The sequence below is a fragment of the Microcoleus sp. S13_C5 genome, from assembly GCF_036700845.1.
In the GTDB taxonomy this organism is placed as follows: domain Bacteria; phylum Cyanobacteriota; class Cyanobacteriia; order Cyanobacteriales; family Microcoleaceae; genus Microcoleus.
This window is the reverse complement of record NZ_JAUBPR010000108.1, coordinates 1-22,771: the sequence shown is the minus strand read 5'-3', so window position 1 is coordinate 22,771 and position 22,771 is coordinate 1. Positions and strand designations below refer to the sequence as shown.

Here is a 22,771-nt window from a genome sequence, read left to right as displayed (position 1 = left end):
GGCTGGCATACATTCTAACTAATGATCGCTTATCTTATATTTCTATTATACAATCTAGCTGCGTATCAGCTTATCTGTCCACTCTAAATAGACTCGAAATCGCTAGTAAATGAATCAATCAATAGACAGATATTTAACTCCTCCCTTCTAATTACAATCTCTATCAATAGGAATAGATCCAGCCGTGTCCTCCGTTACTATCTTGATGTCTTCAACAACAAGATTATTAGGAATCAAAATAGGTAGAGTTTCAGAAGCTTTTAAAGACCAGGTGCGATCGGCGGTAAAATCTAAAATAGACTGGTGATAATTACTCAAACTTTCTCGATGTCCAATGCTCAGAAATGTCATACCAGAGTTTTGTAACTGTTGATATAAATGTTTTTCATTATGAGGATCGAGGGCGCTAGTAGCCTCATCTAAAATAGCATAACTAGGTTTATTGAGCAGCAGACGTGCGAAAATTAGCCGCTGTTGTTCTCCTAAAGATAGAAGCTGTGCCCAGTTTTGTTCAGTGTTAAATCCTCCATGCGTTTGCTCTAATTCGGGTAAATTTACCTGCATCAAAATTTGCCTCAACTGCGAATCTTCTACTTCTGCATCCATATTTGGATACAGCATTTGATCTCGTAACGTCCCTAAAATCATGTAAGGTCGCTGCGACAAAAACAACATTTGATCGAGGGTAGGGCGCAAAATTTTGCCAGTCCCTGCATCCCACAGTCCAACGATCGCCCTTAGCAAAGAACTCTTCCCGCACCCGCTAGGCCCTCTCACCAGCAAACTCTCACCGGTTGATAGCTTCACAGATAGATCCTCCACCAAAGTCCGTTGACGGTTAGGTGTTTGGAGGGTCATATTTTCGATCGCCAGTCGATCGGCAATTTCAGTTTTGATACTTGTTTCCTCAACGCCGTCAGACTCTTGAGAAGTTAAGTGATGAGTTTCCAAACACTCTAAAAAGGTGTATAAACGCTCGACACCAGCACCAAAAGTAGCAAGGGATTGAAAGCGCGCCACAATTAGATTGAGCGAGAAAAAGACTCGAATGAAAGCTCCTTGCGCCTCGGTAACTTTACCAACTTCTAAATCACCCGCAAAAATGCCGGGGGCGACCACAATTGCAGGCAAAATGAAGGGAATAAATTCATAGGCGTTGGTCAAGATATTGAGATTCAACTCCCAAAAAATCAAGCGCTTGAAATTATCAAAAGCTTCGACAAATCTGCCTTTGATTTGAGCTGACTCGCGCGGTTCTCCCTGATAAAAGGCGATCGCCTCAGCATTTTCTCGCACTCGCACTAAACTAAACCGGAAATCGGCTTCTTTTTTAAGCTGCCCAAAATTGAGTCGCATTAAGGGCTTTCCGAATACCCCAACTGTCGCTAATGTGCCAACCAGCGCATAGAGTAGCAAAAACAAGATTAACGGCTTAGAAATGCCCCAGAGCACGCCACTAAATGCCGCTACGGCTAACAGCGAATCAACTACCGCTAGCAGTAGTTTTAACGATTTTTGGGTAAAACTTTTGACATCTTCAGCAATCCGCTGATCGGGGTTATCGATGTCGGCATCGGCATGATTGAGGTGATAAAATGCGCGATTCTGGAAATAGCGATCGACAAAATAGTTAGTCAGCCATCGCCGCCACTCTAAGCCCAGGCGATCGCGCAAATAATCATAGCCTGCATATAGTGGTGCGTAAATAACTAATGTCCCGGCACAAATCAAAATTGTTTGCCAAAATCTAGCTTCATCGTGAGCAGACAATGCCGAAATTAGCTCGCCTCGCTTGTTGTTGAGCAGCACGCTAAGTCCTGTGTAGCCAAGGGACAACAGGATGACTAATAGCAATAAGCCGCGCGCGCGCCATTTTTCGTCGCTTGACCAGTAAGATTTGGCGATCGCCCAGAACTGTTTGAGTATAGTTAGATTAAATCGTTGCATTGTTTTTGATACTTACTGCGGCGATCGGGTTTCGGACAGAAACTATTCTTCAGCAGGCTCAAGATTGCTCCTGAATTGGCTAGGATCAATCCTCATCGGCTTGTTTTTTTTGTTAGTCAACGAGCAGAAATTGTTTGCCACTCTACGATCGCCGTGGATGGGATTTGTAACTCGATCGCTGAACCAGTTACCATCGGTAAAGTTAGGTGAAGGGGAATTTCAGCCTGCAACTGCGGTAGGACAGACTTAATGTCATATTCTGCGACATTCGCTGGGGTTGGTGTGTCCTTAGAAATTTCGCTAGAAATATCCTTGGCGGTTAGAGTTTCGCCCATAGATGTTGTCAGAATCAGCGGTTGAGTGCGATCGAATTCCACCGCACCAGGAAAGCCCACGACGCGCAGAGAGACAGTAGAACTACCTTCAGGATGGATGCGTTTGAAGGCGATCGCCTGCCAGGACTTTCCGGTCTGATCCCGCAGGTTTTGCCGGGATTGATACAGCATCTGCCCTGGATATTCTTCGATTTCCCCCGCAGCAGCAAAAGCAGGTAAGGGAATACAGACAAGCAGTAAAACGCAGATCCAAGCAGCCAGCAGCCAGCGCATCGGGCGAATTTTAGAGCAGTTAAAGTAGATAAAGTTCATCACAAAAGTCCTCAAAAAGTTAAAATGTCTGGCAATTCCAGAGTCAAAATTTTGGGATTTTTATCCTATTTTTTTTGCTGCATTAGCTCTGGTTCTAAAAAGCTCTTTTAAGGTTGCCTTGTTGCCGATCGCGAAGAAACAACTTGCGAAGCTCTTCTGCACCGAGTAAAATTGGTGGACAGACTAGCAAAAATAACCATTGCCAAGTTGTCATTGGCGAGGTAGAGAAGACCTGTCGCAACTGGGCGATTTCAATGATTGATATAATCAATATCCATTCTGTCGCAATTCCCAGCCAAATGAAAGGGTTAGAAAAGAATCCTAATCGAAAGATTGAAGTCCGTTCAGAGCGACAGGCAAAAACGTTCCCATCCTGACAAGCAACGATAATCGCCAAAGTCATTGTAGTGGCTTGAGCATAAATAAAAGCGATCTCTGGATTGGCGGTGCGAGAGAGAATTGCTGGCGCGATCGCTTGTAATGAGGCGAAGTCGTAACCATAGCTTCGCCAAACCATGAAGAAGCCAATCATCCCTAATGTTGCCTCGATCAATCCTAAGAAACAGTAAGCACGCAAAAGTAAAGAGCGATCAAGGAGTGGTTGCGATTTTGCGCGTGGCGGTAACTGCATCGTCCCGACTTCGGCGGGCTCGGTTCCTAGTGCTAGTGCAGGCAAAATATCCGTTCCCAGATCGACGATCAGGATTTGCATAATTATCAGCGCCGGGGGGATTTTGAGGACAACCATTGCTAGAAATGGCACGAGTTCGGCAACATTGGATGCCAAAATGTAGGTCATAAACTTGCGAATATTCTGATACACCGATCGCCCCTGCTCGATCGCGACGACAATCGTGGCAAAGTTATCATCGGTTAGTACGATATCTGCTGCTTCTCGTGCCACATCCGTACCGTTTTGTCCCATTGCAATACCGATATTTGCGGCGCGTAAGGCGGGGGCATCATTCACACCATCACCTGTAACTGCCACAATTTCACCGATATCTTTGTAAGCTTGCACTAATCGCAATTTGTGTTCGGGCGACATCCGCGCAAATACTAAACCAAAGCGATATTTCACCACTTGCTTTAGTTGTGCGTCAGAGAGATGTCCCATGCCTTCACCCGTGACGACACGCACTTTGTCGCTAACTAAACCAATTTGACGGGCGATCGCTTCAGCCGTCAATCCATAATCACCCGTTACCATCGTCACCTTGATCCCTGCTTGATGACATTGAGCGATCGCTTTTGGTACTTCGTCACGCGGTGGATCGAACATAGCAACCAGACCAATAAAGATCAGATCTTGCTCTAAATCCTGCGCCTTGAAATCCAGTAATTCCTGCCCACCTTGACGCGCCGCCAGCCCTAACACCCGAAATCCTTGTCTGGCTAGATCGTCATTAGCTTTGACAACTTCATCCCAATAATCGTGGGTTAACTCCTGGGATTCACCATCGCGCAAAATCCAATGGCAATGTTTCAGAACTTCCAATGGTGCACCTTTGGTGAAAGCAAGATTGGGAAATTCACTTGACCATAACTCTGAAGATTGCCAATTCAAAACCACTGTCATCATCAAGCGACGGGAATCAAAAGGAATTTCTCTTAAGCGTGGGAATTGCTTTTGGAGATTTTCTAAATTTAATTCCGCTTTTGCAGCCGCTACTAATAAAGCCGCCTCTGTCGGATCGCCAATTTCTTGCCAACGACTAGGTGTATTGAGATGCACCAAACGGGCATTAGAACAAAGTGCCGAACCGATCAGCAAAACCTGGGCTTTCCAAGCAATATCGGCATCAGAGGGAATGTTGACCTTGCCATTGGTGGGATCGTAACCTGCGCCAGTGACTTCAATCAGCGCTTTAGTTAGTGCGTCATTTGATGGATCGGGATTCGTATTTGCAGTATCTGGTTGATGGGGTAGCCAGAGATAACGCACTGTCATTTCATTTTTGGTCAATGTGCCTGTCTTATCCGTGCAAATGACAGTTGTGGCGCTCAGAGATTCAACTGCCGACAGCCGCCGCACGAGGGCATTCCGTCGCGCCATCCGTCGCACACCGATCGCTAATGATAAGGTGACAGTCGGCAATAATCCCTCTGGCACAAGTGCGACAATGATCCCGATCGCAAAAATGAAGCTTTCTTTTACCTCTATGCCTACCAGAAAGTAAGCCAGCAAAAAGACGATCGCTCCCATACTGACCGCGATCGCTGTAATAATCCGTACAATCCGAGCAACTTGAATTTCTAAGGTACTGGGTTCGCGTTTTACTACTGTAGTTAAATGCGCCACCTGTCCAAATTCAGTCTGTGCGCCCGTCGCATAAACCACCGCCACTGCTCGACCTGCTGCTACCGTCGAACCTGCTAATACAAGGTTAGCAATTTCCGAGGGATTTACCTTTTCTTGTATAGGCTGTTCCCCTTGACGCAGCATGGTTTTGCCAGCACGTACCGAAACGGCCTCGCGCAGACGTACAGGGTAAGGACTTCGCGCCACAGGCAAAGATTCCCCTGTCATTACTGATACATCGAGATATAAACTTTCGGCTGAAATTAAACGGGCATCTGCGGAAATGCGATCGCCTTCTTCCAATTGCATCACATCACCGCGTACCAATTCTCTAGCTGGAATTTGCTTTAATTCTCCATCTCGATACACTTTTACTTGCATCGGCAAGACTTTTTTTAAAGCAGATAAAGCTTTCTCAGCTTGAAACTCTTGCCAAAAGCTAAAAATAGCATTAATCCAGATTACCGCCCAGACTGCCCAGCCCAGTTCAGGTGTGCGGGAAATAAATGCCAAAATCCCTGCAACCCACAGCAACAAAGCCATAAAATGGGTTAGTTGATCGGCAAATCTGAGCCACAATGGACGATGGACGGGTTCTGGTAATTCATTTGCGCCAAATTTCTCTAATCGCTCTTGCGCTTCCTTGTCCGATAATCCATTGGCAGCAGTGCCTAGAGATTCATAGACTTCTTCAAATGATAATGTCCATAATGGTTGGTGTAATGATGCCATGCCCGATCTACTCCTGTTTGATAACTGAAGCTGGTTAGCTCTTCGGCACGCAAAGTGCGTTTATTAAACTCAGGACTTATTATGGCCTATAAACCGTTTTTTTTACAAAAGTAGAGCATTGAATATATAGCCAATGCTGATAATACCAACGGTCATTAGCCCAATAAACACGGCTAAAAGTTGAGGTTTCAAAACTTTTTTAAGAATCACCATTTCAGGCAGAGATAGTGCTGTCACAGCCATTGTGAAGGCTAAAACTGTACCCATTGCCATTCCTTTATTGACTAAAGCTTCGGTAATCGGCATCACACCCGCAATGTTCGCATAGAGTGGCACGCCCAAAATTACCGCGATCGGCACTGCTAAAGGATTATTTGCCCCTGCATATTGGGTGATAAAATCTGTCGGCACATAACCATGAATCCCCGCCCCGATCGCAATACCACCCACGACATAGAGCCACACTGATCGCACAATTTCGCTCGACTGGAACCATCCTTGCTCAAATCTTTGCCCCCAAGTTAGCATCACTGGTTCTAGATTGTCCTCATCACCTAGAGGTATTTCTTGACGAGATTTTTGCAGTTCCCAAACAAAGGGTTCCACCCATTTTTCTAATTTTAGTAATCCGATGATATATCCAGAGGCGATCGCCAAACCCACCCCAAAGCCGATATAGATCAGCGTCACCTTTAGTCCAAACAATCCCCACAAAAGAATAACAGCAACTTCATTCACCATTGGCGCTGCCATCAGATAAGAAAAGGTCACGCCTAAAGGTACACCTGCTTCCAAAAAGCCGATAAACAAAGGAACCGCAGAGCAAGAACAGAATGGCGTGATAATTCCTACCATTGCCGCCAAAATATTTCCTGCAAAAGTGCGCTTTCCTTCTAGCAAAGAGCGAACGCGCTCTGGTTCTAAAAAGCTTTGAAATGTCCCAACAATAAAGCTAATTACAATCAGTAATGTTAAGACTTTTGGCACATCGTAAAGAAAGAAGTGCAGACTCGATCCTAAATGCGATGCGATCGACAAGCCAAAAAGTTGGGTGACAATTTGGGTTGCCAACCAATCAAATGGATAAAATGGATCGAACATAACTTTGCCTCTTTAACGCTGTAATAGGGGCTGAATTTGTTCTGGACTGATTACGTGACCTTTGCTGACGAGTTTGCCATTGATTGTCATGGCGGGAGTAGACATCACACCTCGTTTAGCGATTTCGATGGGGTCGGTAATGTGCAGAATTTCCGCAGTTAAATTGAGATTAGCTACAGCTTCTTTAGCATTTGCCTCTAGCTGTTGGCACTTTTTGCAGCCTGAACCCAAAATTTCAATCTCGATCGTATTCATGGCATAACTCCTTTTTTGTATTCTGTAATTCAGTTCGGCTAATGTCCAGATTCTCTAGACTTTTTTCTCAAAGTAAGTATGAGCAAAACTTCCAAGAATACAGTTAGGCTTCTGGTCAATTCCCAAAGTCTGAAATTTCTCAAGATATTGCGCCTCTGTCCAGCCTTCTTGTTCTGCCAATACCAATAAGGTAAATACGCCCGCCCGCAATCCAGAGGCACAGCGAGTATAAATTGGCTGGGGGGATGCTTTCACCGCTTGCTTGAAGGCTTCTAGGGTTTCGACGGTCAAGTTTTTGGGTGAAACGGGAACACTGACATATTCCAAAGCCTGTTCTTTCACCATTGACGCATCAAGCTGATTTCCCTCAGCAGCAGGACACAAATCAATGACAGTCTTGTAGCCTTTTTGGGCAATTTCTTGCAAGGCTTCAGACTCGGCAATAGAACCAATGGCTAGGGTATTGGTGATGGTTTTGAACATAATGACGCATTCAATAGATGATCATCTTGGTTGATTCAAATATAAACCTTATACCCATATATAATGTCAAGGGGATTTTCAAAATATCTGGTTTTTGATTTTGACGATCTTTAAGTAGGGTTGTTTATTGTTGTGTGTCAAGGACGAGGCATTGATAAGCTGGATCGGGATGGTCAAAGTTGGTTTTGCATTGCTCGACTAAAGGTACTAGCTCATCATGGAGCGATCGCAATTGGTCGATATTTTCCTCAATTTCCTTAACTTTTTTGCTGAGTTTTTCATAAACAGCTTTACAGGTGAGTAATTTCCCTTCCTTTAACGATAGAATCTCCTTAATATCATCCAAACTCAGCCCTAAAGACTTGGCACGACAAATAAAGGCAAGTCGATCTACATCTAACTGGCTAAAAAGCCGATATCCGGCTTCAGTACGCTGGGGAGATGGAATCAGCCCAATCCGCTCGTAAAAATACAGCGTTTGGGGATTGATTCCTAAACTACGGGAGACTTCGCTGATTTTTAACATTGATAAAACGACCTAGCAATCTAGTAAACTAATACCACCCATTGTTAGCAGTAACAGAATCGCATTGAGTAAAGCTGCCAGAATCGAAGAGCGCCGCACTCCATAGCGCGATCGCGCTTTGCCACCGCCACCGCCACCGCCATCGAGTCTATCAAGAGGAAGCCCCTATCCGTTCGAGCGTTGCAGGCTTATTTTAGTTCAGTTGCAACCCCATTTTAGTCCGCACAAACCCTCTGGCGGCGAGAGAGATGCGCTCTTCCAAATACTGCGATTACTGCGATCGCCACAACGCAATTCAGGAGAGCAGATGCGACAGGGGACACCCCAGTTATAAATAGTAGCCAGATGTTCCCCGAACCATGAAAAAGCGCCACTAGCAAAATACTGCCTTTAGTGCTGTTGTAAATCCAGGTATATATAAAAGCATCTGCCACGATGGTGATAAACCAGAGGAAAGGAAACTCAGACATCGGGTGGCCTACCAAAAAGACAAGCGGTAAATGCCATAAACCCCACAATATGCCCACAATGAGAGTAGCAATCAGAGCGTTATATCGTTTCTGCAAATGTGGTAATGCAAAGCCACGCCACCCAATTTCTTCGCAGGTATTGGCGAGGAAATTTACTCCCAAACCGAAAATAACATAGGGAGATAGATTGACTGGTGGCGTTACGATAGTTACCGAAAAGCCCAATAATTTCGTTACGGCTTGCGCCACAATCAGCAAAATTGCAGACCCCAGCACCGCTACGATGTACCAGATTAGGCTAACCCGCCATCGGATTAGTCCCTTGTTCAAATCCCGAATCCCTGTTTTACCATGCGTCACCTGTGACACAATCATAGCCGCAAGTGCAGGGCCAATGGCATAAAAGATGGAAAGAAGTTGGAAGTAAGGACTGTTAAATGGGGCAATGCCTCGCGAGGCTAAGACGGTCGATATCATGCCAAGCCATGAGATACCAAAAGCCAAGATATAGAACCAAGCAATCGGATATTTTCTCATTTTTCATTCTCTCCTTTGACGTAGATCGGTCTATCGATAGATTGCATCATCGATCGTGGCTCGGAAGAACTCGCCCTCCGACTCAAACCGATCGGAGCCAAAGTACCATCCAATCCGTAGCTGAGTTGGAATGGTGTAGCCACAAAATGTACCCTCTTCCTCTAAAATTCCACCGAAGTCCACATAACGGAACTCAGCACCCTCTGGATTGCCCCAGCGTGGTAACTTGAAGGTCTTAAGACGACCCGTTCGATCGATCGTGAAATCTAGTTCGGCTCGCTCGTCTTGCACTATAAAACTGGAATGCAAATTGGAGTCTAGATTCGATGACTCTGTGCTTGTCCATAAAACGTCATCGCCACAAAACACAGACGGTAAACACACTGACTCTGATTGGAGGCGACCAATAGAAGACCGCGTAATATCAGCACCACTCGCCGTCATTACAGGAAATAATCCTAACAGTTTCCACTGCATCGCACCGATGCCGTCGATGATGCGATCCGAGCCGACAATTGGCAAGAAGCTATTCATCCATGCTGTAGCACTCCAAATCAGTCCATGTTCCCAACAAACGACTTGCTCGGCTGTGAATGGAATCCACTTTTTCAATTTAATTTCGCCGTGCATTTTCCACCGAACCGCAGAGGCGAGCTTTGTTCCAGGTGCGATCGCATATTCGAGATACCGTCTCGCGGCTTCTGGCAGGTGAGTGAAGTCATCTAAGTGGAATATACGATCCTGAGATGTGGCTGAATCCCATAGCGCATCAAGAGAAATTTGTTTGGTCATTACTGCCTCCAGTGTTTTGGTATTTTTTAATTCAACATTTGATAGATAATGGAATATTAAGAGCAAAAACCATTAGAAAGAATTTTAACAGTGATTTATTTGATGATGTGCTGGTATACATAATTGTAATTTGTTAAAGGTCGTTTTATACTGATTAGTTAGAAAGTGACTTTAAATGTAAGTATTTCATCGATATCAAGGTTGCGTTAAAATTTAAATTCAACTAACTGCAACCCCTATTCCTTGACGACTAAAACTTTACATGGCTGTAAAACACTCGTTTCACATTCTCGGCAGCAGTAACATAGAGCATGACAATCGTCCCCAGAACCAGCATGAAACTCAACGGCAACGGTTGAAATCCGAGCAGGGTTCCCAAAGGTGTCCAGGGAATGATTAGTGTTACTCCGACGGTCGCCAGCGTGGCCATTAACAAGTATTTTCCGGGCTTACTATTGAAAATAGATTGGCGGGTACGAATGACTAGCACAACCATCGAAGCGGAGATTACAGACTCCATAAACCAGCCTGTTCTAAACTGTTCTGGTTGAGCGTGCAACAGCAACAGCAGCGCTCCAAATGTCAGGTAATCAAATATTGAACTCAGCAACCCAAACACGATCATGAAGTTGCGGATAAACTTGATATCCATCCGGCGAGGTTTGTTGACTAACTCCTTGTCTACCCGATCTGTCGCGATCGTCAATTCCGGGAAATCAGTTAATAGGTTCGTCAGCAAAATCTGACTGGGCAGCAGCGGCAAAAAGGGCAGAAACAGAGAAATTCCCGCCATGCTAAACATATTGCCAAAATTGGCGCTAGTTGCCATAAATACATATTTTAAAGTATTAGCAAATGTAATCCGTCCTTCCTTTACACCTTCGACCAAGACATTCAAATCTTTTTCCATCAACACAATGTCAGCCGCTTCCTTAGCGACATCAACTGCGCTTTCAACTGAGATGCCAACATCGGCAGCATGAAGGGCAGAAGCATCATTAATACCGTCTCCAAGATATCCAACTACATTCCCTGCTTTTTTGAGGGCGATGATAATCCGCTCTTTTTGGTTTGGCTCTACCTCGGCAAAAACATTTGTATGTTGTACTTGATGGATCAAGGCTTCATCACTGAGCTTTTCTAGTTCGGAACCTGTCAAAGTCTTTGGTTCAGACAGTCCTACCTGCTGAATAATACTAATAGCAACCGCCTTGCTGTCTCCGGTAATCATCTTCGGGGTGACTCCCAGAAATTCTAACTCTTTGAGGGTGTCAGCGATGCCAGCTTTTGGCGGATCGAACAGAGCAAGGTAGCCCAAAAATGTCATGTTTGTTTCATCATCTTTGCTGAAAGAATCTCTATCAAAATCGCGATAAGCCACACCCAAGGCTCTAAATCCTTTACTGCCTAAGTCTTCAGCCTCTTGGTGGAGTTTTTGTTGCTGATCTACAATGTTGATCGTTTTTCCCTCAGCAGTTTCAACACTTGAGCAAACATCCAAAATATTTTTTAGTGCGCCTTTAGTAACAACCAGATGCGTCTTCTCTTTTTTGAACAGGATGCTGAGACGTTTGCGGTTAAAATCATAAGGCACTTCATCTAACTTTTGATAGCTAGAAATGTCAAATTTTTTGTGTTCGCGAATCGCTGCATCAATCGGATTGACATAACCTGACTCAGATGCGGCATTCAAATAAGCGTAAAGTAGAACGCGATCGCTTTCTTTCCCCTCCACATCAACCGCAGAGTGAATTTTTACCTCTCCTTCGGTCAGCGTACCCGTCTTATCGGTACAAAACACATTCATACTGCCAAAGTTTTCAATAGCTGGCAAGCGCTTCACAATCACCTGCTTTGTCGCCATTTTCTTGGCACCACGAGCCAAGTTAACGCTAACAATCGCAGGCAAAAGTTGGGGAGTCAAACCCACCGCTAGCGCTAGAGAAAACAGGAAAGATTCCAACACTGGGCGATGGAGGTAGACGTTGGCGACAAAAATTAGAACTACCAAAATTAGCGTTACTTCCATGAGAAAGTAACCAAATTTGCTCAGTCCCCTTTCAAATTCAGTTTCGGGAGGTCTGAGTTTCAAACGTTCCGATACTTTGCCGAATTCAGTTTCTTTTCCCGTATGAACGACTACGGCTTTCGCCGTTCCACTAATTACATTGGTTCCCATATAGAGGGAATTGGTGCGTTGGCCCAGTCCAGTAACCGCCGACAATACGCCACTTAGCTTGTCTACCGGATAGGTTTCTCCTGTCAGTGCTGCTTCATCTACAGATAGATCCTTCGACTCTAAAACTAGACAGTCGCCCGGAATATTTTTACCTGCACAAAGCACCACAATGTCACCAGGAACCACTTCCTCAGTGGGGATTTCTTGAGATTGACCATCCCTCAAAACAGTTGCTTTAACTTGCACTAATGCCAATAATTTTTCGACGGCGTTCGACGCTCCTTTCTCTTGCCAAAATCCTAATAGCCCACTAATCAGGACGATCGTCAAAATGATAATAGCAGATGCCGCATCTTGAACAAAAATTGATAGCACCGCAGCAAAAATCAGAATCAAGATAATCGGACTCTTGAACTGATTGAGCAACAGTATCAATGCGCTCGATTTGTGTGTTTGTTTGAGGCTGTTTGCGCCGTACTCGATCAGGCGTTGTTTCGCATCTTGACGGCTTAATCCTGCGGTTGTAGAGCGCGTCTGCTGAAGCACCTGATCTGTGGGTAAGCTCCAAAATGTTGACTGTGGATTCATTATTTACTACTTTGTCCTTTTGATTGCGTTTGACTTCAAGTATCCAGGTAGTGAACGCTATTCAATTATTATCTATAATCCTCCATTTAAACTAGCCTTACTCACGATCAGAATGGCTCTCTGTCTTTTTTGGCGTTTCAACAAGCACAGAAATCACCAGCAAACTTAGCCCAATGATTTTGATAAAAGCGTTGACTGCGTGTGCATACTCCCATTGATCCCGATACCGCGTCCAATCTGCTGGAATGGGATTCGTCAACCATTGGACGAATTCAGCATTCATTGGCGCAACAAACACGATCCAACTCACAAACCCCAGCACCAAAAGAATCGCTCCGCCCCACGTCCAGTAAAAAGTTGAACCATGTTTGCGAACAAGAAATGCCAGCACGATTGCTGTCAAAATCGCTGTAATTTCAAAAGCTGCGCCGACTGAGCCAAACAATTTATAAACATTTTCAAAGACCGTTACTCTCACCCAAAGTTGCTGGTCAAACTGCATTCTTTGTGGGAACTCTAGCAAATGTGTCATAGACAAACTCAGACTAAATGAAGCCAGCATCAGTGTTATGAATCGCCACGCTCGTATAAATGTCATGTTGTTTTGCCCTAAAGCAAATATATCTCTCTGCAACTTATGCTAGACCAATAATGAAAGGCGGCGTAACTATCGGAGGGCCTAACTAAATTAGCTGATGGGTTTGAATTTTCTAACTAGCAACCTCATAGATACTCCAACTCTATAGAACAATACGGTTCAGTTAAGGAAAATTTTAGCGAAAATGTTGGGCGGAGTGAAACGGAGGGTTCGTTCCTCAACCCAACCTACGCACTGAGACTAAACGAAGCCAGCATCAGCGTTAGGAATCGCCAAGCTCGTATGAATGTCATTTTGCTCTCCCTCCTAATAGTAATAATGTGAGGAGTTCGTGAAGTAGATATATCTCTGATTTGTCAATCCCGAAAGGCGTTATTTCGCACGACCGACGGCTTAAAGATAGCGGGTGTAGAGCGATCGCGTTTGCTGAAGCGCTTCCTCTGTGGGTCAGCTCAAAATGTGGACTGTGGATTCATTATTTTATACCATATTTTTCTTCTTAGTCTTAATGTCCAGAACTAAAAAAGAATCTTTGATAAATTGATAATAAAGCTTGTCCCCTTGCCCTCTGCACTTTCAACCGCAAGTGTCCCTTTATGGGCTTCAATAATACTCTTTGATAAAAATAATCCTAATCCCCAGCCGGTTTGCTCCTCGGCACAGATGGTTCGACGAAATTGTTGAAATAGGATTGATTGAGCGTCTAGGGCGATCGGATCGCCTTCATTATGGATAGTAAGGCTGATCTGCGTTTCAGTTTGCTGGAGCGTGAGTGTAATCGGCGTATTAGGCGCACCATATTTCACAGCGTTAATTGCTAAATTTTCAATCACCCGCCGTATTTCTTTACGGCTGCAAAAAGTCCTCATATCAGAATCAGAGACTACAACAAACCGCTCTCCATACGCGAAGCTCAAATCTTCTACCACCTCTTGGACTAGCATCACAAAATCGCATTCATCAAATTCTATCTTTAAGCTCTGCCCTGACCGCAGCCGACTCGCATCAAGCAGATTTTGAATCATCGAATCCAGCCGATTGATCGCACTGAGCATCCTCGCCGCCACATCGATATGGCTGTCTCCTCGTTCAAGCCGCCGCAGAGTTAGTTGAGTTCCCATTTTTACGACATTGATGGGATTTCTGAGGTCGTGAGTTAGCGTCACCATAAATAGTTCTTGAATATCTCGCAGCGTTTCGGAAAATTGAGTGGCCGCGTCATTAACGGCTTGCTCAATGGAGCCGATAATAATGTCTCGATCCTGCACTCCTAAAGGTGCTTCTTCTTCTAAAACTTGAAATATGACTTGACGGAGGAGGTGATACTCGAAAATTAGGTGAGTCATAGAGTAGTCAGCATACCCCGCCCGTTCATGCCCATGCAGCTTGCCAATCCGAGTGCTTTCTACCTCGTCGGCTGTGATTCGGGCAGATGTCCTGACAATTCGGTTTGAGAGTTCATCTACCAGTTGGTTTAAGTACAGAGGTAGGGAATCTTGCAACACAAGAGAATTTTGATGCGTTGATGCACCGACTTCATCACGCGCCCGCTTCTCCCACATCCCCATAATTTTTTCAGCATTTTGTTTAAGACGGTCAGACGCTTCGTTGGACATCGTTTCTGATTTTGTGGATGAGTCCGTGTTGAGAGCTCATTATACAGCAATGTTGAGGTAAGTGAAGTACACAGAAGCCGAGTTTCCGCAAGAAACTCGGCTTCTGGGGGGTAGTTTATAAAGGTGAAATCTGCGGTAATTACTGAATTAAACCGGCAATGGTATTAATACTCATCGCGACAATTGCGGTATTAAAGAGTAAGGAGAGAATGCTATGGAGTCAAGCTAATCGCCTCAGCGATCGCGAGGTCATCTGTACATCTGAAAGTTCACTCATCATGCCAATAACAAAAGAAAAGTTGGCGTAGATTGTTGAGGTAAAATCATGGTGGTTGCGATTTGTTTATGCTCACTTCCTTATAAAAGTTTCGAGGCAATCAGACCGACAAGCACAATCAGACCTAATGCTCTACGAAAGTAGTTAACGCCTTGAAATAATTCTTCCCAAGCCCAAGTAAACAAAGAACCAAAAGCTACTAGATCCAACGCTAAATTAATTTGCCCTGTTGTAACAATGAGCTTTAATAAACTAGCTACAATCCCGACACTCAGTGGTAGATTTGGCATCTGAGCTATAACAATTTTGCCTTCACTGTCCCGGAATGTGCGATCGAACAATGTATTTTCCATGAGTTTCTGCTCTAACTGTAATAAAAGGTATGAATTGACTTCAATGAATTACACAAATTTTTCTTGATAACAACGAATCCGAGCCATTATCAGATTATTGCCAAGAAAAAACAGTGATGACCATCACATGAGCGTAGAATTTATCTAGCAGTTTTTATCACATCTCGACCAGCCATTCCCAGCATCAGCATCCCCGAATTAGAGGGAACTTGCATTAAGGAAGCTTTTGGTAGAGGATAGCTCATGTTTTTATTAGGATCATTCCACTTTTATGAGTGTTTTTATCATTGATGTTGAGTGGTTAGCCTGTTCTTTGATAGTAAAATTTAAAAATTTAGAGATCATCTATCGCTGGGAACAGTTTAAATTAGAATGTTATCTATAATTCAATACGGTTGAGTTAAGGCTGCCTATCTTTTTTTAGCATAAGCGATGCTCAATCTTTACTCCATAAGGGTTTGAGGAGGGTTGTCATCCGGGAGCATCTCATATTTGTAAAAACACTTCTTCTGGCTCCTTCCTTCTTCCTCTTTCCTCCTGCCTCCTGCCTCAAAACTCCAATTTCTAGCTTGGCTGCAAAAGTGAGATGCTCCCGGACGCCAATTCCACCAAACAATCAAAATCATCCCGCAATTATGTAAAGCCTTAAAATTCCACATCTTCGCGCTCATTTTCGTCTGTTCTAGGAGTATCCAAACCAGTCGCGGCCCAGCGCATTGTTTCAATGTATTTTGCCAGACTCGCCACAGTCGGAGCCTCAAACAAATTGCTGACCGATAACTCGACTTGCAAAGCGTCTCGGATACGAGAAATCAACTGAGTTGCTAGCAGGGAATGCCCGCCTAGTTCAAAGAAATTATCGTAGATACTAACCTGCTGTTTTCCCAAAACTTTAGCCCAAATTTTCCCGATCGCCTTTTCGAGTTCAGTCCGAGGCGCTACATAATTTTCTGTTATATCGTCGCTGTCTGTATCTATATCAGGCAAGGCGCGGCGGTCTACTTTGCCATTAGGCGTCAGCGGCAGGGACTCCAACACTGCATAAGTTGCAGGAACCATATATCCTGGTAACTTTTCTTTCAAAAATTGGCGCAAGTCACTTGACTTAAGATTTGGAATTTCTAATTTTTCATTAAGGCCGTCAGGAATAACATAAGCTACCAAATGTTTATCGTCGGGGATGTCTTCCCTTACAATTACCACTGCTTCGCGCACTTGTGGATGCTGGCACAAAGCCGCTTCAATTTCTCCCAACTCGATGCGGTAGCCGCGAATTTTTACTTGGTCGTCAACGCGGCCTAAAAACTCGATGTTGCCGTCAACCCGATAGCGACCTAAATCACCTGTTTTATAAAGGCTAGAACCCGATTTATTGCTAAAAGGATTGGGAATGAATGCAGCAGCAGTTAAATCTGGCTGGTTGAGGTAGCCTTTCGCCAGTCCGTCACCGCCGACGTACAATTGACCTATAACACCGATCGCCACCGGCTGCAAATCCGCATCGAGGAGATAAATTTGCGTGTTGGCGATCGGGCGGCCGATGGGGATAGATGTTGCGGTTTCGGGTACGTCTTGCACGCAATAATAAGCCGAAAATGTGGTATTTTCTGTAGGCCCGTAAACGTGAATTAATTGAGTGGTTGGATTTTCTAGGAGAAGTTTTTTAACCCATCTCATATCGACGGCTTCTCCGCCAAACAGCAAGCAGCGCAGCGAATTAAAAGCTTGCGGTAAAACTCTAGCAATTTGTTGAAATAAGGCAGTTGTTAAAAACAAAATGGTGATGGCTTGTTGGCGCAGTTCTAAGGCTAAATCGTGAGGCGAAAGGGTAATATTGGTGCTAATTCCCACGAGTTGAGCGCCGTTAAGCAAGGCTCCCCAAATCTCGAATGTGGCTGCATCGAATGAAGCGTTTGATGCTTGGGCAATTTTATCGGTAGGTTCTATTTTTATATAGTTGGTGTTGAGTACCAGCCGATTTACTGCTTTGTGGGTGACAGCAACTCCCTTGGGTTTTCCTGTTGAGCCAGATGTGTAAATAACGTAAGCTAGGTTGTCTGCTGTTGCGGTGTTGGCGGGATTTTCGGCGCTTTCTTTGGCTATGTCTTCCCAGTCGCGATCGAAGTAAATCACCGAGTTTGAGAATTCTCGGAAATTCTCAATCAACTTATCCTGAATTAGCAAGACTTTAACTCCAGCATCTTCCAGCATCAAGTTTAGCCGATCGCGCGGATAGCTCGGATCTAACGGTAGGTAGGCTCCTCCCGCTTTCAGTATAGCCAACATCCCGACAATTAAGTCGATCGATCGCTCTGCACAAAGCCCCACTAAAACCTCCGCCCCCACCCCCAGTTTTTGTAGGTAGCGCGCCAGTTGGTTGCTGCGACTGTTGAGTTCTCTGTAAGTGAGGTGCTGGCTGTCGAAAGTTAGGGCGACATCCTCCAGATGCTGCCGGGCTCGCTCTTCAAATAACTGATGAATGCACTTATTTTGAGGATAATCTGTGCGAGTATCGTTCCATTCTCTGAATAATTGATTCACTTCATCCTCGCTCAATAAAGGTAAGTTAGCGATTCTTTGTTCTGGATTAGCCACAATGCTTTCCAGCAGCGTTTTAAAATGCCTCAGCATTCGGGCGATCGTAACTTCATCAAATAAATCCGTATTGTACACAGCTACGCCTCTGAGTCCTTCCGAATCTTCCCAATGTTCGCCGTATCTGCTCCTAAAGTTATCGGAAGCTTCCCACAAATGCAGCTCTAAATCAAAGCGCGTTGTTTGAGTCTCCAAATGAAAATAACTCAACTTTAATTCTGGCAATTCTAGCTCGTCCAGCGGCGCATTTTGCAGCCCGAATACCACCTGAAACAGCGGGTGGCGATTCAACGATCGCTCTGGGTGCAATTCCTCGACTAGCTTCTCAAAAGGCAAATCTTGGTGAGCGTAAGCTCCCAGGGTTACTTCCCGCACCCGGCCCAAAAAATCTCGAAATGTCGGGTTTCCCGAGCAATCTGTTCGCAGCACTAAAGTATTGACAAAAAAACCGATTAATGCTTCTATTTCGCTGCGGTTGCGATTGGCGATCGGCGAACCTACAACAATATCTTCTTGTTGTGAGTAGCGGTAAAGTAAAGTTTGAAAGGCTGCGAGCACTGTCATAAATAAAGTCGCTCCTTCTCGCTGCGAGAGCGCTAAAAGTGCGTTTTTCAGCTTTTTCGGCAGTTCTAAATATTGAGTTTTTCCCCGATAATTTTGCCTAGCTGGTGCAGGGCGATCTGTGGGTAAATTTAACACAGAAATCCCGTGCAATTGCTGCCGCCAATAAGCAAGCTGAGTTTCTAATACTTCACCTTGCAGCCATTCGCGTTGCCACTCGGCAAAGTCGGCATATTGAAGTGATAATTCTGGGAGGGGAGATGGCTGTTGATTTATCAAAGCTGTATAGATAGCCTCCAGTTCTCGAATTAGCACACCGATCGACCAATCATCGGAGGCTATGTGGTGCATATTTAGCAATAGAATATGCTCGGTCTCTGTCAGTCGCAAGATGGTTACTCGCATCAGCGGCCCGGTGGATAGATTGAAAGGGCGAAGAGATTCTGCTGCGGAGAGTTTCTTTGCTTCTGTGTGGCGTTGTTCGGGCGGCAAATGTTGCAGTTCTAATAGTTGTAAATTAGTCTTTAAAGCGGAAGAGATTATCTGCACTGGTTGCCCTGATACCGCGGCAAAAGTGGTTCGCAAAGTTTCGTGTCGCTGCACTATTTCGTTGAAGGTTTGCTCTAAGGCTGTTAAGTTGAGGGAACCAGTTAAGCGCAGTGCTGTTACTACATTATAGAAAGGGTTTTCCGGTGCGAATTGGTCGAGAAACCACAAGCGCTGCTGGGCAAATGATGCCGGAAAGACAAAGACTTCGGCTTCTGAGGAAATATTCAGTTTTTGTCGATCGCTTGTAAAGGAATTGTCATAAATTTCGGATGCCATATCTGTTGCTCTTTGAGGATGGGATGTGTTAATTTTTGGATGGCGCGGGGTTGGTTTGTGAGGGGGCGATCGCCTCTTAAAACTTTCGCGAGCAAAAGATCGGAACTGTTAAAATCATAAACCTGGGTGCGCGAGTGCGGGAGAAAGGCGGGCAAAAGAAACCGGATTTCTGGCCGCAGGATCAAGTTATCCGTTAAGGGGCTAGGAGTGCCACCCCCCAATTAAATTTAGTCGCCCAACGGACTCTTAGGCTTGTGATTCGGGTGCAATCGGCCCAGTTAGATGCGAGAATTACCGGGAGCAATCCGTGGAGAGGTCAAGCTGTAGTATGATTTCTAATTGCACAAAGTGTTTTTGGGGCGATTAAGAGCGGGATAGCTTTGCTTCACGCAATTTTCTCACATTTGTAGCTTAGCGACTACTATTGATTCAACAGTGTCCGCAATCTTTTAGAGCCACTCACTAGAACTTGCGGCCTGATTTGGCAAAATACTTAAGAACAGTGAACGTGCAGTTTAAATTAGAGGTTATAGGCTAATGGCGCAGCGGAACGTATACTCGTCAAAGGACGAGCCAGAGGAAGTACAATCAGCAGAAGAAGTCCTCCACTCAGTAATGCAAGAACTGGACGCTTTGCATCAAAATGTCAAAGGCCAGTTAAATCAGGACATTACTCGGCTGCAAACTGAAAAAAATCACCTGATTGAGGATATTGAAGACCTCAGAGAGCAATATCGCAAATTGCAGTCTCAACAAATGGAATCTCTGTCGGGGCGATACATTCAGCAGCAGCAATTGTGGCTGAAGCAGTTGGCTCAAGTTTTGGCTCACAATTTGCAAGATTTGTTGGTGCAGCGGTTCAACGAACTCAGCGCTAACTCGGGAAATTCTCTCAGCAGCCCTATTCCCAGCGGCGAATTCCCGATACCCCTGCCGCCGAGCAACTACGACGAACGGGCTTCGCAGTTGCTGGCGGCGCTGGATGAAAGGATTGATCGCAGTTTCCAGATGCTGGAACAAGATTTAACCAGTTACGAAAGCGAGCTTTCCGTGCGGCTCAACAACATGAAAACCCTGGAACTGCAAGGGGAAGAGCTGTTACAAAATCTCGTAAACCGCATCAGGGAAGAACTCGAAGAAGAAGAAGCATATCTTGAGAATCCTTTCGATGCTCAAGATTCCTATGTCGAGGAATCCACTAATTCTGTTAATTCTGTCCGCCCGCAATTTCTCCAGCCAACACCTGTCCAAACGCCGCGGGAACCCCTACCACAGCCTTCTTCAGCGCCACCGACGGCACCCGCTAAAGTAGCTTCTCAAGTGCAGACAGGTTTGGTGCTGGCTTTGTCTTCGGCGGTGGTATTGTCGCTGTTTAATGTTTGTTTAAGAATTCTGATTAAAGGCAAACATCCTCGGATGGTTTTTGGGTTGTTTGAATTTCCGGGGGTGGTGACTCCAGGTTTTGGAAATTCTTTGTTGATTTTGTTGATGCGGCTGATCGTGGTGATGGCTTTGATGCCGATATTGGCGACATTTCTGTATCCTTCTGTATGGAAAGATATTAGACGGTTGTTCGAGTCGGGCGATCGAGCTTTGTGGAGCAAAGTTTTAGGAAGCGCATTTTTTCTGTTTTTGTCTCAGGTTTTGATTTATTTGGCGATCGGCAATATTCCGGCGGGGATTGCGATTACGATTTTCTTTATTTACCCGATCGTCACCGTACTAGGTTCTTGGATCTTGTTTGGCTCTCGCCCCAGCACAGTCGGCTTTTGGGCAATGTTGGGAATTACCGCAGGCCTAATTTTGGCTGGGTCACCGAGTTTTGCTGCCCCTGCTCGGAGCGGCGGCAATGTCGGAGTGGGAGTCATGGCAGCACTGGCTTCTGGGATTACCTTTGCAGGTTACGTATTGCTGACACAAATGGCTGCGGGCAAGCTACACCCAATTCCTTTTAGTTTAGTTAATTTTGCCGCGATTTTTGTATTTTCGGCCCTGAGTTTGTGGGTGCCCCTGTCGGAAAATTTTGCTCCTAACATCGATCAAAATGTTTGGCCCGGTTTGATTGTGGGAGGCGTTGTTTTAGGGGTGCTGACGCTGTTTAGCTATCTTTTGAATAATTTTGCCATCCGGTTTGCGGGGGCCGCCTTAGCGTCAGTTATTGGCACTTTGGGGCCGGCGATGACGGCACTTTTTGCGTTCATAATTATCAATGAGAAGTTGCAGCCTGTGGCAATTCTGGGCATGGCTGTGGTGACGTTGAGCGTAGCTGCTATGAGTGTGGAACGCATAGTGGCTCCTCAAAAGAAGGCTAGTTAAGGCAATAATTTATCCTTCAGAATAGATATCAGAACCCCGATTTTTTAAAGTCGGGGTTCTGATATTTATCCCATTGAAAATCTCAAATCTAAAATCGACTTGACCTATGACTACAGTCATTAAAATCTCGCCGAGCTTAGAGGAGTTCCTACAACTTCCAGAAACGGAACCAGCTTGCGGATATATCAACAAAAAAATCATTCAAAAACCGATACCTCAAGGTGAACACAGCAGATTGCAGGGTAAGCTTTGCCATGTCATCAACCAAATAGTCGAAACACCAAAGATTGCCTATGCTTTTCCAAAGTTGCGTTGCACTTTCGGCGGTGTATCACTCGTCCCAGATGTAGCAGTATTCCGGTGGGAAAGAATTTCCTTTCTACCATCGGGTAGAATTGCTAACCGCTTTGAAATTTATCCAGACTGGGCAATTGAAATTCTTTCTCCCGAACCTGGGGGGGTAACAAAGAGGTCTAGTAAATACACCCCATAAGGGTCGCAGCCCTTATTCCCTGTTAATAAAAACGACGTTTATTTCGAGTTAACTTCATTAACTCGTGTACGAATTCAGAATGTCGATCGAGATAATTTATCCACTGGTCTCCATCTAAGCTAACCCCAAATTTACTCCGTCTACGGTATTTTGCTCTTCCTGCACTGGAGATATTCTACCATCTTGAATATCCTGTTTTGGGTACTTGTCATGACTCCACCCAGCAAAAATCTTAAGTCCTTGAAGTTTTTTGTCCTTCCTCAAATAACTGTTTTGCAAACTGATAAAGCTCTATGTCTAGTAGATTTTGTTCGGCAATTAAATGTAAGGTTGGCTGATTAATATTAGAACTTTTCGGTTTGTTTGTCCCCACATTTTCTGCAACAATCTGAATTTGCGACCAGCCCAGATGTTTGCTGAAAATTTCTAAACTTTCAGCAAACCGAGCTTGAATGCCAAAAGTATAGTAGTGAAGTAGGTTGTATTTAGCTTGTTCTAACATATAGCAATCCTAAATCATTATCAAGACTGTGATACAATTATATGCAATACTTAATTATGACAAAAAAATGAATAAC

General features: G+C 44.7%; 17 protein-coding genes and 1 pseudogene. 2 read left to right on the top strand and 16 right to left on the bottom strand.

Features of this window, described 5'->3' with window-relative positions; translation table 11 throughout:
- Positions 1-147: 147 nt before the first annotated feature.
- From QUA04_RS22815 to QUA04_RS22745, 15 genes are all read right to left on the bottom strand, one after another.
- On the bottom strand, positions 148-1,947 hold the full coding sequence (locus QUA04_RS22815; protein WP_333261091.1) for an ABC transporter ATP-binding protein/permease: 1,800 nt from the start codon (positions 1,945-1,947) through the stop codon (positions 148-150).
- A 116-nt stretch (positions 1,948-2,063) separates the two neighbouring features.
- Positions 2,064-2,594 carry a DUF3122 domain-containing protein gene (locus QUA04_RS22810; RefSeq protein WP_333261088.1) on the bottom strand — a complete coding sequence of 177 codons (531 nt, stop codon included), beginning with the start codon at positions 2,592-2,594 and terminating at the stop codon, positions 2,064-2,066.
- A gap of 94 nt (positions 2,595-2,688) precedes the next feature.
- The gene (locus QUA04_RS22805; protein WP_333261085.1) at positions 2,689-5,628 is read right to left on the bottom strand and encodes a cation-transporting P-type ATPase; all 2,940 of its coding nucleotides are present in this window, start codon (positions 5,626-5,628) and stop codon (positions 2,689-2,691) included.
- Between the two features lie 102 nt (positions 5,629-5,730).
- A complete protein-coding gene (locus tag QUA04_RS22800; RefSeq protein WP_333261082.1) occupies positions 5,731-6,729 on the bottom strand; it encodes a permease in 999 nt (332 codons plus the stop codon).
- Positions 6,730-6,741: 12 nt separating this feature from the next.
- Positions 6,742-6,984, bottom strand: coding sequence for a thioredoxin family protein (locus tag QUA04_RS22795; RefSeq protein ID WP_333261079.1), 243 nt, complete (start codon positions 6,982-6,984; stop codon positions 6,742-6,744).
- 54 nt (positions 6,985-7,038) lie between these two features.
- Complete coding sequence (locus QUA04_RS22790) at positions 7,039-7,467, bottom strand: beta-lactamase hydrolase domain-containing protein (RefSeq protein WP_333261076.1); 429 nt, start codon at positions 7,465-7,467, stop codon at positions 7,039-7,041.
- A gap of 124 nt (positions 7,468-7,591) precedes the next feature.
- The gene (locus tag QUA04_RS22785; protein WP_333261073.1) at positions 7,592-7,993 is read right to left on the bottom strand and encodes a heavy metal-responsive transcriptional regulator; all 402 of its coding nucleotides are present in this window, start codon (positions 7,991-7,993) and stop codon (positions 7,592-7,594) included.
- Positions 7,994-8,208: 215 nt separating this feature from the next.
- Positions 8,209-9,000 carry a type II CAAX endopeptidase family protein gene (locus tag QUA04_RS22780; RefSeq protein ID WP_333261070.1) on the bottom strand — a complete coding sequence of 264 codons (792 nt, stop codon included), beginning with the start codon at positions 8,998-9,000 and terminating at the stop codon, positions 8,209-8,211.
- Between the two features lie 30 nt (positions 9,001-9,030).
- Positions 9,031-9,792, bottom strand: a complete 762-nt coding sequence (locus QUA04_RS22775; RefSeq protein ID WP_333261066.1) for a DUF6920 family protein — start codon at positions 9,790-9,792, stop codon at positions 9,031-9,033.
- 250 nt (positions 9,793-10,042) lie between these two features.
- On the bottom strand, positions 10,043-12,559 hold the full coding sequence (mgtA, locus tag QUA04_RS22770; protein ID WP_333261063.1) for a magnesium-translocating P-type ATPase: 2,517 nt from the start codon (positions 12,557-12,559) through the stop codon (positions 10,043-10,045).
- Between the two features lie 97 nt (positions 12,560-12,656).
- A complete protein-coding gene (locus QUA04_RS22765; RefSeq protein ID WP_333261058.1) occupies positions 12,657-13,091 on the bottom strand; it encodes a hypothetical protein in 435 nt (144 codons plus the stop codon).
- Between the two features lie 584 nt (positions 13,092-13,675).
- Positions 13,676-14,773, bottom strand: a complete 1,098-nt coding sequence (locus QUA04_RS22760) for a HAMP domain-containing sensor histidine kinase (RefSeq protein ID WP_333261054.1) — start codon at positions 14,771-14,773, stop codon at positions 13,676-13,678.
- Between the two features lie 357 nt (positions 14,774-15,130).
- Positions 15,131-15,403, bottom strand: a complete 273-nt coding sequence (locus tag QUA04_RS22755; RefSeq protein WP_333261051.1) for a hypothetical protein — start codon at positions 15,401-15,403, stop codon at positions 15,131-15,133.
- A 645-nt stretch (positions 15,404-16,048) separates the two neighbouring features.
- Positions 16,049-19,384, bottom strand: a complete 3,336-nt coding sequence (locus QUA04_RS22750) for an amino acid adenylation domain-containing protein (RefSeq protein WP_333261048.1) — start codon at positions 19,382-19,384, stop codon at positions 16,049-16,051.
- Complete coding sequence (locus tag QUA04_RS22745; RefSeq protein WP_333261045.1) at positions 19,333-19,539, bottom strand: hypothetical protein; 207 nt, start codon at positions 19,537-19,539, stop codon at positions 19,333-19,335. The genes QUA04_RS22750 and QUA04_RS22745 overlap by 52 nt, the downstream gene beginning before the upstream one ends.
- A 382-nt stretch (positions 19,540-19,921) precedes the next feature.
- On the opposite strand from QUA04_RS22745, the gene QUA04_RS22740 reads away from it, so the two are divergent.
- Positions 19,922-21,700: an EamA family transporter gene (locus QUA04_RS22740; RefSeq protein WP_333261042.1), complete on the top strand. Its 1,779-nt coding sequence runs from the start codon at positions 19,922-19,924 to the stop codon at positions 21,698-21,700.
- A 106-nt stretch (positions 21,701-21,806) separates the two neighbouring features.
- Positions 21,807-22,151 (top strand): annotated as a pseudogene (locus QUA04_RS22735) (Uma2 family endonuclease); the annotation flags it as partial.
- Between the two features lie 274 nt (positions 22,152-22,425).
- Here QUA04_RS22735 and QUA04_RS22730 read toward each other — a convergent pair.
- Positions 22,426-22,695, bottom strand: a complete 270-nt coding sequence (locus QUA04_RS22730) for a hypothetical protein (protein WP_333261039.1) — start codon at positions 22,693-22,695, stop codon at positions 22,426-22,428.
- Positions 22,696-22,771: the final 76 nt, after the last annotated feature.